Below are 17,181 nucleotides of genomic sequence, written 5' to 3'. Positions count from 1 at the left end.
GCGGCGGCAGCCAGCGCAGTGGCGGTTTGTTGCGGCAGCGCCTGTTCAAATTGATCGTCAATGACAACAATCAGTTCATCAGGGCCACGGGAGAGCACATCTTTGCGCCCTTTTGCATTGGTCAGCGCTTTGCCGCCGACGCTCATGGCCACAACCTGAGCCTCTCCCACCTGCTGTTTTAACTGGCAAGCCGCTTCGATCGCATTCAGATCATATTGGCTGATTTTGCCATCTGCTTTGCTGAAATCGAGTGTTCCATCAGCATTATTAATCGCAATATCCTGCTCATCAGGTACGCATTTGTAGCAAGTAATTATCTTCATTGCATCTCCAGAAATCATGAAGGAAACGTATTTATATCGGCGGTGTTAAATACAGATATCACGCTCTTTAATTCGGAAATAAAACATTAATCACCAATATTGAAAATGTCACACATTGATATTCGTAACTTTCAATAGTGTTATGCACCTCACCAATATTGAAAGAAACATGTCAAATACGAAAATTTTCAATATTGTTTGCTGGTTCAACAATATTGAACGTCAGTCACTTAAAAAAGTTAAAAAAGCAACATCAACATTATGATTAATAAGGGAATTATTTGTATTTTCAGACAAAATAACCAGCATAAGAAAGTGTGACGCAGATAACAGAATAGCCGGAAATGAATACCCATTATGAGTTACTCACTGAGGCGCCCAGAGGTTAAAAGGTTATCAACAAATCATTAATAATAAATAAACAAACGATCACATACGGGCACGCTAAATAAATTTCGTTTTCACACTGGAATTCACTTATGAAAAATGAAAAGAGAAAGTCGGGAATTGAACCGAAGGTTTTTTTTCCGCCATTAATAATTGTTGGGATACTTTGTTGGTTAACAGTAAGAGATCTTGATGCCGCTAACGTCGTTATTAATGCGGTATTCAGTTATGTCACCAACGTCTGGGGTTGGGCATTCGAATGGTATATGGTCGTCATGCTCTTCGGCTGGTTCTGGTTGGTCTTTGGCCCGTATTCGAAAAAGAAATTAGGCGACGAAAAACCTGAGTTTAGTACCGCCAGCTGGATTTTTATGATGTTCGCTTCCTGTACATCCGCCGCGGTGCTGTTCTGGGGTTCCATCGAGATCTACTACTATATCTCTACCCCGCCGTTTGCTCTCGCCCCCAACTCCGTTGGCGCAAAAGAGATAGCTCTGGCGTACAGCTTGTTCCACTGGGGACCGCTGCCGTGGGCGACCTACAGCTTCCTTTCAGTCGCGTTCGCCTACTTCTTCTTTGTACGCAAAATGGACGTTATCCGCCCCAGTTCCACGCTGGTACCGTTAGTTGGCGAGAAGCATGCTAAGGGCTTGTTCGGCACCATCGTCGATAACTTCTATCTGGTGGCGCTGATCTTCGCGATGGGCACCAGCCTCGGTCTCGCTACCCCGCTGGTAACCGAGTGTATGCAATGGCTGTTCGGTATTCCACATACGCTGCAACTCGACGCCATCATCATTACCTGCTGGATCATATTGAACGCCATTTGCGTGGCCTGCGGCCTGCAAAAAGGGGTCAAGATCGCCAGCGACGTACGTAGTTATCTGAGCTTCCTGATGCTCGGCTGGGTGTTTATCGTCAGCGGCGCCAGCTTCATCATGAACTACTTCACCGACTCGGTCGGCATGCTGCTGATGCATCTGCCGCGCATGCTGTTCTATACCGATGCCATCGGCAAAGGCGGCTTCCCGCAGGGCTGGACTGTTTTCTACTGGGCGTGGTGGGTTATTTACGCTATCCAGATGAGTATCTTCCTGGCACGTATTTCTCGCGGTCGTACCGTACGTGAACTGTGTTTCGGGATGGTACTGGGCCTGACCGCTTCCACCTGGATCCTGTGGACCGTCCTTGGCAGCAACACGCTGCTGCTGATTGATAACAACATTCTCAACATCCCGCAACTGATTGAACAACACGGCGTGGCGCGCGCCATTATCGAAACCTGGGCTGCTTTACCGCTCAGCACCGCCACCATGTGGGGATTCTTTATCCTCTGCTTTATTGCCACCGTCACGCTGATTAACGCCTGCTCCTACACCCTGGCGATGTCCACCTGTCGCGAAGTTCGTGATGGTGAAGAACCGCCGCTGTTGGTGCGTATCGGTTGGTCCGTTCTGGTCGGCGTCATCGGCATCGTTCTGCTGGCGCTGGGTGGGCTGAAGCCTATTCAGACCGCAATTATCGCCGGGGGATGTCCGCTGTTCTTCGTCAACATCATGGTGACGCTGTCCTTTATTAAAGACGCCAAAGTGCACTGGAAAGACAAGTAATTCTTATTAACCCAATTGATCAAGAGGCTGAAAGATGGATTTCAACTTAAATGACGAGCAGGAACTGTTTGTCGCCGGTATTCGTGAACTGATGGCCAGTGAGAACTGGGAAGCTTATTTTGCCGAGTGCGATCGCGACAGCGTCTACCCTGAGCGTTTTGTAAAAGCGCTGGCGGATATGGGCATCGATAGCCTGTTGATCCCGGAAGAACACGGCGGGCTGGAAGCCGGTTTTGTCACCGTTGCCGCCGTCTGGATGGAACTCGGACGTCTTGGCGCACCGACTTACGTGTTGTACCAATTACCAGGCGGTTTTAACACTTTTCTGCGTGAAGGTACCCAAGAGCAAATCGATAAAATCATGGCGTTCCAGGGGACCGGTAAGCAGATGTGGAACTCTGCTATCACCGAACCGGGAGCGGGATCGGATGTTGGCAGTCTGAAAACCACTTATACACGCAAAAATGGTAAGGTTTATCTTAATGGCAGTAAGTGCTTTATCACCAGTAGCGCCTATACCCCGTACATCGTAGTGATGGCGAGAGATGGTGCATCACCGGATAAACCTGTTTATACCGAGTGGTTTGTTGACATGAGCAAAGCGGGTATCAAGGTCAACAAACTGGAGAAACTCGGTCTGCGCATGGATAGCTGCTGTGAAATCACCTTTGATGACGTTGAACTGGACGAGAAAGACATGTTCGGTCGGGAAGGTAATGGCTTCAACCGTGTGAAAGAAGAGTTTGACCATGAACGCTTCCTCGTCGCGCTGACCAACTACGGTACGGCAATGTGCGCTTTTGAAGACGCCGCGCGCTACGCCAACCAACGCGTACAGTTTGGCGAAACGATCGGCCGTTTCCAGCTAATCCAGGAGAAGTTCGCACACATGGCGATCAAACTGAACTCCATGAAAAACATGCTGTTGGAAGCCGCATGGAAAGCGGATAACGGCACCATTACTTCTGGTGACGCGGCAATGTGTAAATACTTCTGCGCCAACGCCGCGTTTGAAGTGGTAGACACCGCCATGCAGGTACTGGGAGGTGTTGGTATCGCGGGCAACCACCGCATCACGCGTTTCTGGCGTGACCTGCGCGTTGACCGTGTTTCTGGTGGTTCTGACGAAATGCAGATCCTGACGTTAGGTCGTGCGGTACTCAAGCAATACCGATAGAACGACGCAACCTGTAGGCCTGATAAGACGCCTTAGCGTCGCCATCAGGCAATCAATGCCGGATGGCGGCGCGAGCGCCTTATCCAGCCTACATGGACATCCATAAATGCCAGGAGAAAAATGATGAATCATTTACCAATGCCAGCCTTCGGCCCGCTTTCCGGGGTACGCGTTGTCTTTTCAGGGATCGAAATTGCCGGTCCGTTCGCCGGACAGATGTTCGCCGAATGGGGCGCTGAGGTTATCTGGATTGAAAACGTCGCATGGGCCGATACCATCCGCGTACAGCCTAACTATCCGCAGCTCTCACGCCGTAACCTGCACGCCCTGTCGCTGAATATTTTCAAAGATGAAGGCCGGGAAGCGTTTCTGAAGCTGATGGAAACCACCGATATTTTCATTGAAGCCAGTAAAGGCCCGGCCTTTGCCCGCCGCGGTATTACCGATGAAGTGCTGTGGGAACATAACCCGAAGCTGGTTATCGCCCACCTTTCAGGCTTTGGCCAGTTTGGTACCGAGGAGTACACCAATCTTCCGGCGTATAACACCATCGCACAGGCGTTCAGCGGCTATCTGATCCAAAACGGCGACGTGGATCAGCCAATGCCCGCCTTCCCGTACACCGCCGATTACTTCTCCGGGATGACCGCAACGACAGCAGCACTGGCGGCCCTGCACAAAGTGCGCGAAACGGGTAAAGGTGAAAGCATCGATATCGCTATGTACGAAGTGATGCTGCGCATGGGTCAGTATTTCATGATGGATTACTTCAACGGCGGCGAAATTTGCCCACGCATGACCAAAGGCAAAGACCCGTATTACGCTGGCTGCGGTCTGTATAAATGCGCCGATGGCTATATCGTCATGGAGCTGGTCGGCATCACGCAAATCAACGAATGCTTCAAGGATATTGGCCTCGCCCACATTCTTGGCACACCGGAAGTCCCGGAAGGCACCCAGCTTATCCATCGTGTGGAATGCCCTTACGGCCCGCTTGTGGAAGAGAAACTGGACGCCTGGCTGGCAACGCACACCATCGCCGAAGTCCAGGCGCGCTTTGCTGAGCTGAACATCGCCTGCGCGAAGGTGCTGACTATTCCTGAACTGGAAGGCAACCCGCAGTACGTTGCCCGTGAATCGATTACGCAGTGGCAAACAATGGATGGCCGCACCTGCAAAGGGCCAAACATCATGCCGAAATTTAAAAACAACCCGGGGAAAATCTGGCGTGGCATGCCGTCACATGGCATGGATACTGCCGCCATTCTGAAAAATATTGGTTATAGCGAAGCAGACATAAATGAGCTGGTCGGCAAAGGCCTGGCCAGAGTTGAGGAATAAACGCGATGCGCTGACCCCTCGATGGTTAGCGCTCACGCCTGATTTCAGTGGATAAAGCAATATGGATATCGTTGGCGGACAAAACTTACGTCAGATGTGGGACGACCTGGCCGGGGTGTACGGAGATAAAACGGCGTTAATTTTCGAATCCTGCGAAGGAATCGTTCGGCAGTTTAGCTATGCCTCGCTCAATGAAGAGATTAACCGCACGGCAAACCTGTTCCATTCCTTAGGGATCCGCAAGGGCGATAAGGTCGCATTGCATCTGGATAACTGTCCGGAATTCATTTTTTGCTGGTTTGGGCTGGCAAAAATTGGCGCCATCATGGTACCGATTAATGCCCGCTTGCTGGGTGAAGAAAGTGCCTGGATCCTGCAAAACAGCCAGGTAAGTCTGCTGGTCACCAGCGCCCAGTTTTATCCTATGTACCGCCAGATACGACTGGAAAATAGCACCCCGCTTAATCATATCTGTCTGATTGGCGAACAGCTTCCGGCTGACGACGGTGTGAGTCACTTTACCCAACTGCAATCCCGCCAGTCCACCACGCTGTGCTATACGCCCGCGTTATCCACTGACGATACGGCGGAAATTCTGTTTACCTCAGGCACCACCTCGCGGCCTAAAGGGGTGGTAATTACCCACTACAACCTGCGTTTTGCAGGCTACTACTCTGCCTGGCAAATCGCCCTGCGCGATGATGACGTCTACATGACGGTGATGCCCGCGTTTCATATCGACTGTCAGTGTACCGCCGCAATGCCCGCATTCTCCGCTGGCAGCACCTTTGTGCTGCTAGAGAAGTACAGTGCCAGGGCGTTCTGGAATCAGGTGCATAGATATAAGGCGACGGTTACCGAATGCATTCCGATGATGATCAGAACGCTAATGGTGCAGCCCGCTGCACCAACCGACAGACAGCATCACCTGCGCGAAGTGATGTTCTACCTCAATTTATCCGAGCAGGAAAAAGACGATTTTACCGAACGCTTTGGCGTCAGGCTGCTGACCTCCTACGGTATGACTGAAACCATCGTCGGTATTATCGGCGACCGTCCCGGTGACAAACGACGCTGGCCCTCCATTGGCCGCGTGGGATTTAGCTATGAAGCCGAAATCCGTGACGATCACAACCGTCCCCTGCCCGCCGGAGAAATTGGCGAAATCTGTATTAAAGGCGTGCCGGGCAAAACAATCTTCAAAGAGTACTACGCGCAGCCGGAGGCTACCGCCAAAGCGCTGGAACCTGAGGGCTGGTTACATACCGGTGATTCGGGCTATCAGGATGAGGATGGCTATTTTTATTTCGTCGACAGGCGCTGCAACATGATTAAACGCGGCGGGGAAAATGTCTCCTGCGTCGAGCTGGAAAATATTATTTCTGCGCATCCCAAAATTCAGGACATTGTGGTTGTCGGTATTAAAGATTCGATCCGTGATGAAGCCATTAAAGCGTTTATCGTCCTTAATGAAGGTGAAACATTAAGCGAAGCCGAGTTCTTCAGCTTCTGCGAAAACAATATGGCGAAATTCAAGGTTCCCTCTTTTATGGAGATAAGAACCGACCTGCCGCGCAATTGTTCAGGAAAAATAATCAAAAAAAATCTGAAATAACCCTTCCGACAGGAACTCCTCCTGCCGGGAAATCTATTTATCTGGAGATGAACTATGAGTGATTCATTACATCTGACCCGTAACGGCCCGATCCTGGAAATTACCCTCGACCGGCCTAAAGCCAATGCCATTGACGCCAAAACCAGCTTTGCCATGGGTGAAGCGTTTCTTAATTTTCGTGACGACCCGGAATTACGCGTAGCGATTATCACCGGCGGCGGTGAGAAATTCTTTTCTGCAGGCTGGGATTTAAAAGCAGCAGCTGAAGGTGAAGCGCCAGATGCCGATTTTGGCCCAGGCGGCTTCGCCGGTTTAACCGAAATTTTCGATCTCGATAAGCCGGTCATCGCTGCGGTAAACGGCTATGCGTTTGGCGGTGGTTTTGAATTGGCGCTGGCAGCGGATTTTATTGTCTGCGCGGAAAATGCCAGCTTCGCACTGCCGGAAGCCAAGCTCGGGATCGTGCCTGACAGCGGCGGCGTACTGCGTCTGCCTAAGCTGCTGCCACCGGCAATCGTCAACGAAATGGTGATGACCGGCAGACGAATGAGCGCCGAAGAAGCGCTGCGTTGGGGTATCGTCAACCGCGTTGTCAGCCAGGGCGAACTGATGGATAGCGCGCGTGAACTGGCGCAGCAGTTGGTCAATAGCGCCCCGCTGGCTATCGCCGCACTGAAAGAGATCTATCGCACCACCAGCGAAATGCCGGTGGAAGAAGGCTACCGCTACATCCGCAGCGGCGTGCTGAAGCACTATCCATCTGTACTGCATTCGGAAGATGCGCTTGAAGGACCGCAGGCGTTTGCCGAAAAACGCGACCCGGTGTGGAAAGGTCGTTAATGTGCCGATGCCGGATAGCGATTCGCTTATCCGGCAATAAAACCGAGATAAAACGATGAGCTACTACGCCTTTGAGGGCCTGATTCCGGTGGTACATCCGGATGCCTTTGTCCATCCCAGCGCCGTGCTGATTGGCGATGTCATAGTGGGTGCCGGAGTTTATATTGGCCCGCACGCGTCATTGCGCGGTGACTATGGTCGCTTGATCCTGGAGGCTGGTTCTAATTTGCAGGATGGCTGCATCATGCACGGCTACTGCGACACCGACACCATCGTGCATGAGAACGGACACATCGGCCATGGCGCAATCCTGCACGGTTGCGTGGTGGGCAGAGATGCGCTGATCGGTATGAACAGCGTCATTATGGACGGCGCAGTAATTGGCGAAGAGAGCATTGTCGCCGCCATGAGCTTTGTCAAAGCCGGATTTCAGGGAGAGGCAAGGCAGATGCTGGTTGGCTCACCCGCTCGCGTATTGCGTGAAGTCACGGACCAGGAACTGCACTGGAAACGGCTAAACACCAAAGAGTATCAGGATCTTGCAACTCGCTGCCACACAGGTCTACACGAAACACTGCCCTTAACGCGGGTCGAAGAAAACCGGCCACGCCTGAAAGGCACAACGGACGTAAAACCCAAATCAGCACAGTAATTGATGCCGGATGCGCTCACGCTTATCCGGCCTACGCGTCAATCACCGTTTATGCCGCCATCAGGCAAACTGATTATTAGCGACGCATACTCTTGGAGAGCATCATCTGCCATTTCTGCTCACGGTTGAGCTCTGTTGGAGGAACGGCAGACAGGCGTGGCGTTTTCGCCATGCTCACCTTTTTCTCCTGCAAATTGTGATTCAGTCGGCTGTAGAGATGAGAGTCAATACTCACGACTTTCACCAGACGCTGGCACTGACAACCCCGACCGGCAATCTGATTAGGGATCATCTTAACTTCACAAACAATTTCTCCCACTTCCGACAGAATATAAGAGAGCGTATTAATTGCTTTGCAGTGCTCGATATCAAAATGGCGGGAAATTTCCTTTGCGGTGATCCAACGATCCTCGGCCATCATCCAGTCAGCAATTAACAAATAAAGCGGTCTTTCAACATATTTTTCACACATAAGCACACCATTTTCACAAATTAAAAATCTGGCTACGGCCTGTCCAAATTAATAAAAACTAAGCCATATTAAAATTGTGGATATAAAGGATAGTATGCGACTTGAATGTTGATTAGTGTGAGCAATATCGTGCTTATTACATTGAAAATGTGGTTACGGAAACGGACTTGTCCAGGAATGACCTTACGCAAGACAAAAAAAGGGTTTCTTTACAGAAACCCTTTCAAAATTATATTACAGATCCGGTTAGAGCAATATTCACCGGACCTTTTGTTTATTACTTTTTGATCTGCGCGTGCATTTCCTGCACCGAGGTTACCTTCTCGGTGGCATCGGCATTCAACGCCATCGCTGTGGCGAAACCGCCGTTCAGCGTAGTGTCATAATGCACTTTGTACTGCAGCGCGCTGCGGCGAATAAGCTTGGAGTCTTCAATCGCCTGACGACCTTCGGTGGTGTTGATGATATAGGTGTACTCGCCATTCTTGATACGGTCCTGAATGTGCGGACGACCTTCATGCACCTTGTTCACCAGACGTGGATTGATACCCGCTTCACCCAGAACAATCGCGGTCCCGTGCGTCGCATCCAGCTCGAAGCCAAACTTCAGCAGTTTCGCTGCCAGGTCAACCACGCGCTCTTTATCGCCTTCGCGAACGGAGAGCAGTGCACGACCCTGTTTTTTCATGGTGGAGCTGCTGCCCAGCTGTGCCTTGGCGAACGCTTCCGCGAAGGTACGGCCCACGCCCATCACTTCCCCGGTAGAGCGCATTTCTGGCCCTAACAGCGGGTCAACGCCCGGGAATTTGTTGAACGGCAGCACCACTTCTTTTACCGAGTAGTACGGCGGGATAACTTCTTTGGTTACGCCCTGCTGTGCCAGCGTTTTCCCGGCCATCACGCGCGCCGCGACTTTCGCCAGCGGTACACCAGTTGCCTTGGAGACGAACGGAACGGTACGTGCCGCACGCGGGTTCACTTCAATCAGGTAAACTTCGTTATTCTTCACCGCAAACTGGACGTTCATCAGACCGCGAACCTGCAGTTCGAAGGCCAGTTTCTGCACCTGTTGGCGCATCACATCCTGAATTTCCTGGCTCAGGGTGTAAGCAGGCAGAGAACATGCGGAGTCACCGGAGTGCACGCCCGCCTGTTCGATGTGCTCCATGATGCCACCAATCAGCACCATTTCACCGTCGCAGATAGCGTCCACGTCCACTTCAACCGCATCGTCAAGGAAACGGTCCAGCAGTACCGGCGCATCGTTAGAAACGCTGACTGCGGTCTGGAAGTAGCGACGCAGGTCGGCTTCGTCGTAGACGATTTCCATCGCGCGACCACCGAGAACATACGACGGACGCACTACCAGCGGGTAGCCAATCTCTTTCGCCTTCTCAACAGCCTGTTCGATAGCCGTTACGGTAGCATTCGCCGGTTGTTTCAGCTTCAGACGGTCAACCGCCTGCTGGAAACGCTCGCGGTCTTCCGCGCGGTCGATGGCATCCGGGCTGGTACCGATAACCGGTACACCTGCCGCTTCCAGCGCACGCGCCAGCTTCAGCGGGGTCTGCCCGCCGTACTGTACGATGACGCCTTTCGGCTTCTCGATACGAACGATTTCCAGTACGTCTTCCAGCGTGACCGGTTCGAAGTACAGGCGGTCAGAGGTGTCGTAATCAGTTGAAACGGTTTCCGGGTTACAGTTGACCATGATGGTCTCGTAACCGTCTTCGCGCAGCGCCAGCGAGGCGTGTACGCAGCAGTAGTCAAACTCAATACCCTGACCGATACGGTTTGGACCACCGCCCAGCACCATGATTTTATCGCGGTCAACGGACGGGTTCGCTTCGCACTCATCTTCATAGGTGGAGTACATGTAAGCGGTGTCGGTGGCAAATTCTGCCGCACAGGTATCCACGCGTTTGTAGACCGGGTGCAGATTGTACTGGTCGCGCAGTTTGCGGATTTCCGCTTCGCGAACGCCGGCCAGTTTCGCCAGACGCGCATCGGCGAAGCCTTTGCGCTTCAGTACGCGCAGGAAGTCAGCGTCGAGTCCGTTGATGCCAAGGTCGGTGACTTTTTCTTCCAGACGTACCAGCTCTTCGATCTGCACCAGGAACCAGCGGTCGATGTTGGTCAGGTTGAACACGCCATCGACGGACAGGCCAGCACGGAAGGCATCGGCGATGTACCAGATACGCTCAGCGCCAGCGTCTTTCAGCTCGCGACGGATTTTAGTCAGTGCTTCCGGGTCGTCCAGGCTTACTTTCGGGTCGAAGCCGGTCGCGCCCACTTCCAGACCGCGCAGCGCTTTCTGCAACGATTCCTGCTGGGTACGGCCAATCGCCATCACTTCACCGACAGATTTCATCTGCGTGGTCAGGCGGTCGTTAGCACCAACGAATTTCTCGAAGTTGAAGCGTGGTATTTTCGTCACAACGTAGTCGATGGACGGTTCAAACGAGGCCGGAGTACGGCCGCCGGTGATGTCGTTCATCAGTTCGTCGAGGGTGTAACCTACGGCCAGCTTGGCGGCAACTTTCGCAATCGGGAAGCCGGTGGCTTTGGACGCCAGCGCCGAGGAGCGGGACACACGCGGGTTCATCTCGATGACAATCAGGCGACCGTTTTTCGGGTTTACCGCAAACTGGACGTTAGAGCCGCCGGTTTCTACGCCGATTTCACGCAGTACCGCCATCGAGGCGTTACGCATGATTTGATATTCTTTGTCGGTCAGCGTCTGGGCAGGTGCTACGGTGATGGAGTCACCGGTATGGATGCCCATCGCGTCGAAGTTTTCGATGGAGCAGACGATGATGCAGTTGTCGTTTTTATCACGCACCACTTCCATCTCGTACTCTTTCCAGCCAATCAGTGATTCATCAATCAGCAGCTCGTTGGTTGGGGAAAGATCCAGACCGCGTTCGCAGATTTCTTCGAACTCTTCGCGGTTGTAGGCGATACCGCCACCGGTGCCGCCCATGGTGAAGCTAGGGCGGATAATGCACGGGAAGCCAACGTCAGCGGCAACCGCCAGCGCTTCTTCCATGGTGTGAGCGATGCCTGAACGTGCGGTGTCGAGACCAATCTTCTTCATCGCGATATCGAAGCGACGACGGTCTTCCGCTTTATCAATGGCATCCGCCGTTGCGCCAATCATGGTCACGCCGAACTCAGCCAGTACGCCCTGGCGTTCCAGTTCCAGCGCACAGTTCAGCGCTGTCTGACCGCCCATGGTTGGCAGCACTGCATCCGGGCGTTCTTTCTCAATAATTTTGCGCACCACTTCCCAGTGAATCGGCTCGATGTAAGTGGCATCGGCCATTTCCGGGTCGGTCATGATGGTTGCCGGGTTGGAGTTCACCAGAATAACGCGGTAACCCTCTTCACGCAGGGCTTTACACGCCTGCGCGCCGGAATAGTCAAACTCACACGCCTGACCGATAACAATCGGACCCGCGCCCAGAATCAGGATACTTTTTATGTCTGTACGTTTTGGCATGGCTCTTTTACTCCTGATTATTTCGCGGACTGACGGTATTGCTCAATTAACTCGATAAAGTGGTCGAACAACGGTGCAGCGTCGTGCGGACCCGGACTCGCTTCAGGGTGCCCCTGGAAGCTGAACGCCGGTTTGTCGGTACGATGAATCCCCTGCAAGGTGCCGTCGAACAGTGACTTGTGGGTCACGCGCAGGTTGGCAGGCATGGAGGCTTCATCTACGGCAAAACCGTGGTTCTGTGCGGTGATCATCACGGTATTGTTATCAATATCTTTTACCGGATGGTTACCGCCGTGGTGGCCAAACTTCATCTTAATGGTCTTCGCACCGCTCGCCAGCGCCAGCAGCTGATGGCCGAGGCAGATGCCAAATACCGGAATATCGGTTTCGAGGAATTTCTGAATCGCGGTAATTGCGTAGTCGCACGGCGCCGGGTCGCCAGGGCCGTTGGACAGGAAAATACCGTCCGGATTCATCTTCAGAACGTCTTCTGCTGAGGTTTTCGCCGGTACAACCGTCAGGCGGCAGCCGCGGTCCGCTAACATACGCAGAATGTTACGTTTGGCGCCGAAATCGTAAGCCACAACGTGGAACGGCATTTCATCGGCAGATTTCGCTTCCGGCAGGTCACCGGCTAGCGTCCAGCTCCCCTGCGTCCAACTATAAGGCTCCGCGGTGGTCACTTCTTTCGCCAGATCCATACCGTTCAGGCCTGGGAAAGCTTTTGCTTTTTCCAGTGCCAGCGCCGCATCCGGGTTATCTCCCACGATGATGCAGCCGTTCTGTGCGCCCTTTTCACGCAGCAAACGCGTCAGCTTACGGGTATCGATATCAGCAATCGCCACAATGTTATGGCGCTTGAGGTAAGAAGAGAGGTCTTCAGTATCGCGGAAGTTGCTGGCAATCAGCGGCAGGTCGCGGATGACCAGGCCTTGCGCATGTACCTGAGAAGATTCTGCATCGGCTTCATTGGTGCCGACATTACCGATATGAGGATAAGTAAGAGTGACGATTTGGCGGGAATAGGAAGGATCAGTGAGGATTTCTTGATAACCGGTCATTGAAGTATTGAAAACGACTTCCCCAACCGCCGAACCTGTTGCCCCTATGGCCCGACCGTGAAACTGGGTTCCGTCTTCCAGAACCAATAGCGCTGACTTAATCAAAACACCCTCCAGAGAATATTCACTCACTTTATTTGCATATTAATTCATTAACACCTCATGAATCAATGCAAATTTGCTTACCTATGGATTTCTGGCAAACGGCGGCATTCTAGAGATAGCTCACACAAAAGTCTACCCAAAAGGGCTTTTTTTATTATTATTTTGCGCCACTGGGATAAAACACACGATTTAACAGGCAAAAAGATCAGCTAACTCAGGGTGGAAAACGCTTGCGGCAGACAAAGAGTGTAAAAACAGAATGCGGGAGAGAAAAAAGTGGACCATTTGGTCAAAATTTACATTGAGATAACAGAATTACCCAACAAAACATAGACAAATAACCAATTAAAAGAAAAAACACATTCAGAAGCCAAAAATAAAAGGGCAATAAAATATTGCCCTATGTAATCAAATAATTATGATTACAATAACCACATCACGAAGGGTAATGAAAGCTATAAACTGCGTAAATCAAGCACATCTTTCATGTCAAAAAGACCATTTGACTTTGATTTTAGCCAAATTGCCGAACGCACTGCGCCATTGGCAAAAGTCATGCGGCTGGACGCTTTATGCGTGATCTCAATACGCTCGCCAATATCAGCAAACATCGCGGTATGCTCACCGACGATATCCCCCGCCCGCACCGTGGCAAAACCGATCGTGCCCGGTACGCGCTCGCCGGTGTAACCTTCACGCGAATAGACGGCACACTCTTTTAAATCCTTATCCAGCGCCCCGGCAATCGCCTCGCCCATCGCCAGCGCAGTGCCTGACGGCGCATCAACTTTATGGCGGTGGTGAGCTTCAATAATCTCAATATCGGTGTAATCGCCCATCACTTTCGCCGCCTTCTCCAGCAGCTTAAGCATAACGTTCACGCCGACGCTAAAGTTCGCGGCGAAAACAATCGCAATCTCCTGCGCGGCATCACGAATAGCCTGTTTACCGGCATCGTCAAAGCCGGTGGTGCCAATCACCATCCCTTTACCGTGCTGGCGGCAAAACGCCAGATGCGCCAGCGTGCCTTCCGGGCGGGTAAAATCGATGAAAACATCGAAATCATCTTTCACCGCGTCAAGGCTGCTTTGCACGGTAACGCCCGTTTTTCCGGCCCCCGCTAATTCTCCGGCATCGCTTCCCAGTAAGGACGAGCCTTCGCGCTCTAACGCGGCACCCAATTGAACACCTTCCATCGCCATGGCGGCCTGGATTAACTGCCGTCCCATGCGGCCACCGGCGCCGGCAATGGCGACACGGATTTGTGCTTCATGCATAGCTATTCTCTTTTATAAAATTTGCGTAAACCGTTTTCAGAGTAACCAGCGCGCCCGGAGGCCGCTAGCTGAAAACACCCATAATTAGAATTTAATGATAAACAGAGGGGAATATCAGTAAAAGACATGATTCATCCCGCAGGATGAATCATTGCTGGAGCACAGGAAAGAAGTCAAACTTACTCAGTATGGCGCAAAATGATGGGAAAACGACGGAAATACGAGCAGAAACCAGCCAGTCTGCGTAGATATTTTCGCGAATGTGGTTTTATGGCACGAGCGTGTAGTTGACGATCATTTGCCCTTTTTTCATCTTCACCTGAGTAATCGTCACCGGTCCAATCTCAGAGAGATGGGCAACATGCGTCCCTCCGCAGGGATAAGCGAGGAGATGACCAAATCCAACCTGCCGCAACCCGTCGGTGAATGTCACTTGTCTGGCGAGATTGTCTGCCTGCCAGGCGTTGATTTTCTCCTGCAACGATAGCGTATCCGGTAACGTGCCGTTTTCACCGGCGGCGAAAGTAATGCGCCCCTCATTGGGCCAATGGTGTGCTTTCACCGGGAGCCAGCCAAACGCTGTACCCGCCAGGCCGATAAGATGTCCTGCCGAGTGCAGGCGGGCGTGCAGTTGACGCAACGCGACATCCACACGCAGGTTCACGATGCCGGGGAGGAGCGGTTTTGCCACAATGTGCACCACATCGTCACCGCGCGCGAGGACTGTTTCAACCCACTCACCATCAATCCAGCCCGCATCCGCAGGCTGCCCGCCTCCCTGCGGGTGAAAAAGGGTTCTATCCAGTACCACCGCGTACCGTCCATCCGGCTCAGCCGAGCAACTCAGTAAGTTAGCCTGGCATTCAGTGTTATCGCTGGTGTAATAAAGACGTTCAGTCATGATTGCTCTCCTATTGATGGGAAGAGTATATTCACTTTACTGACGGCGATAATCCTGCGCTGGTTCAATGCATCTTTGCCTGGTACGCACAAATGAACCCTAATCTTCTTCCCGACCTTGCCACCTTTGTGTTGATTATCGACCAGGGGAGCTTCTCCGCCGCCGCCAAAGCCTCGGGTGCTACGCCTTCCGCTATTAGCCGCAGCGCTTCACGCCTCGAGAAGGCGTTGGGCAGTAAGCTGCTGCACCGTACGACGCGCAAGCTGGCGCTCAGCGAAACGGGCAAAATTGTGTATGCACACGCGCAGGAAATGCTGCATGCGGCACAAATGGCTGTCGACTCAGGCAGCAGTCGACAAACCATCGCGCAAGGGCAACTAACCCTCAGCGTGCCGAAAGCGGTGGGGCGATTTGTCATTCATCCACTGATGGCCGAATTCTTTACGCGCTACCCGCGAGTGGACGTCTGCCTTCGGCTGGAAGACCGGTATATGGATTTAATCGACGACGGCGTCGACCTTGCACTGCGCATCAGTCAGTCGCCCTCCCCGGGCCTGTACGGGAAACCGCTGATGCCGGTCAGCCATGTGATATGCGCAACCCCCGAATACTTACGCAAGCACGGTACGCCCGAGCACCCGCAGGCACTGCGCGAGCATAGCTGTATCAGTCTTGGCGAGACACCTGCGGATTCACGTTGGAAGTTTCGACGCGGTGAGCGCATGGAGACCATTCAGACTCATGGCCGCTACGCCGCCAACCACACCGGTGTACGTCTGGACGCGGTAAAAAAGGATCTGGGAATCGGCAGCCTGCCACTGTTCACCGCCAGCGAGGCACTCGCCAATGGCGAGATTGTCCAGGTACTGCCAGAATGGGAATTTATCAGCGACTACAGCGGGGAACTGTGGCTGCTATGGACGCGCAATCAACATATGCCCGCCAGAATGCGGGCGATGATTGATTATCTCAGCGAGAAGGTGCCGTTGCACAACACCTGATTACAGCGCGCGGGCAAATACCTCTGCCACCCACTGCTGGAACCCCTCAACGTCAAGATCCAGTGCAACCTGGGCATTTGCCGGATACCCCAAACGCCCTTCAATATCCACCACCGTAGTACCCGAAGTATATTCCCCCTGAGTTTCCACCGCCACGAAGCACGGCTGCTGGGTAAACAGTTCCGGGCGCACCAGCCAGGCAATGGCGCACAGATCGTGCATTCGCAACCCTGTATTCATACTGCCGCTACGGTAATGGCTAAACAGCGCATGCAGCATTTTTCCCGTCTGGTTAAGCTGAGGCAACGTCGCCAGATAGTCTGGGGCGAGCATAGCCTGATTAGTGACATCCAGCCCACACATCACAATCTCCAGCCCGCTCTGGAAGACTTTCGCGGCGGCCTCGGGATCGATAGCAATATTAAACTCGGCGTTGGGTGTGAAGTTCCCGCGTCCGGCAGAGCCGCCCATAATCACCAGACGGTGAATGTTGAATACACATTCAGGATAATGGGTCAGCAGCAGCGCAATGTTGGTCAGCGGGCCAATTGCCACCAGCGTCACGGGCTGCGGGGCATGCATCAGCGCATCGCGAATCGCCTGGAAGGCGGGTTTTGCCATCGCCTGCCGGTCGTGCTCGACAAATTCATACCCTTCCATACCGGACTCGCCGTGCACGGAAGCGGCATCACGCAGCGGTCGCACCAGCGGCATTGATGCTCCCTGCGCCAGCGGAACATCCGCATTCCAGAAGTGCAGCAGTTGCAACGCATTACGGGTGGTTTTTTCCACCGACACATTGCCTGCTACCGTGGTCATCAGTTGCAGATCCAGCTCAGGGGCAAACAGCGCGGCGGCAATGGCCGCGGCATCATCAATGCCGGGATCGGTATCAAGAATGATCGGTAAGCGCATGG

General features: G+C 52.8%; 13 protein-coding genes and 1 pseudogene. 7 read left to right on the top strand and 7 right to left on the bottom strand.

Annotated features, from left to right (window positions below; genetic code table 11):
• A pseudogene (locus tag FDW94_RS24090) lies at positions 1-323 on the bottom strand (electron transfer flavoprotein); the annotation flags it as partial.
• Between the two features lie 479 nt (positions 324-802).
• Between FDW94_RS24090 and caiT the strand changes: the two are divergent.
• From caiT to caiE, 6 genes are all read left to right on the top strand, one after another.
• Complete coding sequence (gene caiT / locus FDW94_RS10675; RefSeq protein ID WP_137377560.1) at positions 803-2,320, top strand: L-carnitine/gamma-butyrobetaine antiporter; 1,518 nt, start codon at positions 803-805, stop codon at positions 2,318-2,320.
• 34 nt (positions 2,321-2,354) lie between these two features.
• The gene (gene caiA, locus FDW94_RS10670) at positions 2,355-3,497 is read left to right on the top strand and encodes a crotonobetainyl-CoA dehydrogenase (RefSeq protein ID WP_003018898.1); all 1,143 of its coding nucleotides are present in this window, start codon (positions 2,355-2,357) and stop codon (positions 3,495-3,497) included.
• A 123-nt stretch (positions 3,498-3,620) separates the two neighbouring features.
• Positions 3,621-4,838 (top strand): L-carnitine CoA-transferase, encoded by a 1,218-nt coding sequence (gene caiB / locus FDW94_RS10665; protein WP_003018901.1) that lies wholly within the window; start codon positions 3,621-3,623, stop codon positions 4,836-4,838.
• Between the two features lie 61 nt (positions 4,839-4,899).
• The gene (gene caiC / locus FDW94_RS10660) at positions 4,900-6,453 is read left to right on the top strand and encodes a crotonobetaine/carnitine-CoA ligase (protein ID WP_060682769.1); all 1,554 of its coding nucleotides are present in this window, start codon (positions 4,900-4,902) and stop codon (positions 6,451-6,453) included.
• Between the two features lie 54 nt (positions 6,454-6,507).
• On the top strand, positions 6,508-7,293 hold the full coding sequence (caiD, locus tag FDW94_RS10655; RefSeq protein WP_032942338.1) for a crotonobetainyl-CoA hydratase: 786 nt from the start codon (positions 6,508-6,510) through the stop codon (positions 7,291-7,293).
• A gap of 55 nt (positions 7,294-7,348) precedes the next feature.
• A complete protein-coding gene (gene caiE / locus FDW94_RS10650) occupies positions 7,349-7,945 on the top strand; it encodes a carnitine operon protein CaiE (protein ID WP_103285785.1) in 597 nt (198 codons plus the stop codon).
• Between the two features lie 76 nt (positions 7,946-8,021).
• Here the strand turns inward: caiE and caiF are convergent, their stop codons facing one another.
• The 5 genes from caiF to FDW94_RS10625 form a co-directional block, all read right to left on the bottom strand.
• The gene (gene caiF, locus FDW94_RS10645) at positions 8,022-8,417 is read right to left on the bottom strand and encodes a carnitine metabolism transcriptional regulator CaiF (protein WP_003829705.1); all 396 of its coding nucleotides are present in this window, start codon (positions 8,415-8,417) and stop codon (positions 8,022-8,024) included.
• A gap of 277 nt (positions 8,418-8,694) precedes the next feature.
• Positions 8,695-11,919 carry a carbamoyl-phosphate synthase large subunit gene (gene carB / locus FDW94_RS10640; protein ID WP_003829707.1) on the bottom strand — a complete coding sequence of 1,075 codons (3,225 nt, stop codon included), beginning with the start codon at positions 11,917-11,919 and terminating at the stop codon, positions 8,695-8,697.
• A gap of 17 nt (positions 11,920-11,936) precedes the next feature.
• Positions 11,937-13,085: a glutamine-hydrolyzing carbamoyl-phosphate synthase small subunit gene (carA, locus tag FDW94_RS10635; protein WP_137377559.1), complete on the bottom strand. Its 1,149-nt coding sequence runs from the start codon at positions 13,083-13,085 to the stop codon at positions 11,937-11,939.
• A gap of 455 nt (positions 13,086-13,540) precedes the next feature.
• Positions 13,541-14,362, bottom strand: a complete 822-nt coding sequence (gene dapB / locus FDW94_RS10630) for a 4-hydroxy-tetrahydrodipicolinate reductase (protein WP_008786159.1) — start codon at positions 14,360-14,362, stop codon at positions 13,541-13,543.
• 268 nt (positions 14,363-14,630) lie between these two features.
• A complete protein-coding gene (locus FDW94_RS10625; RefSeq protein ID WP_137377558.1) occupies positions 14,631-15,263 on the bottom strand; it encodes an alanyl-tRNA editing protein in 633 nt (210 codons plus the stop codon).
• Positions 15,264-15,355: 92 nt separating this feature from the next.
• On the opposite strand from FDW94_RS10625, the gene FDW94_RS10620 reads away from it, so the two are divergent.
• Positions 15,356-16,264, top strand: a complete 909-nt coding sequence (locus FDW94_RS10620) for a LysR family transcriptional regulator (protein ID WP_137377557.1) — start codon at positions 15,356-15,358, stop codon at positions 16,262-16,264.
• Here FDW94_RS10620 and rihC read toward each other — a convergent pair whose 3' ends face one another.
• A complete protein-coding gene (gene rihC / locus FDW94_RS10615; RefSeq protein WP_137377556.1) occupies positions 16,265-17,179 on the bottom strand; it encodes a ribonucleoside hydrolase RihC in 915 nt (304 codons plus the stop codon).
• Positions 17,180-17,181 lie beyond the last annotated feature (2 nt).

The sequence above is a fragment of the Citrobacter sp. wls757 genome (assembly GCF_005280935.1).
Taxonomy (GTDB): domain Bacteria; phylum Pseudomonadota; class Gammaproteobacteria; order Enterobacterales; family Enterobacteriaceae; genus Citrobacter; species Citrobacter portucalensis.
This window is presented reverse-complemented; position numbering and strand designations above follow the sequence as displayed.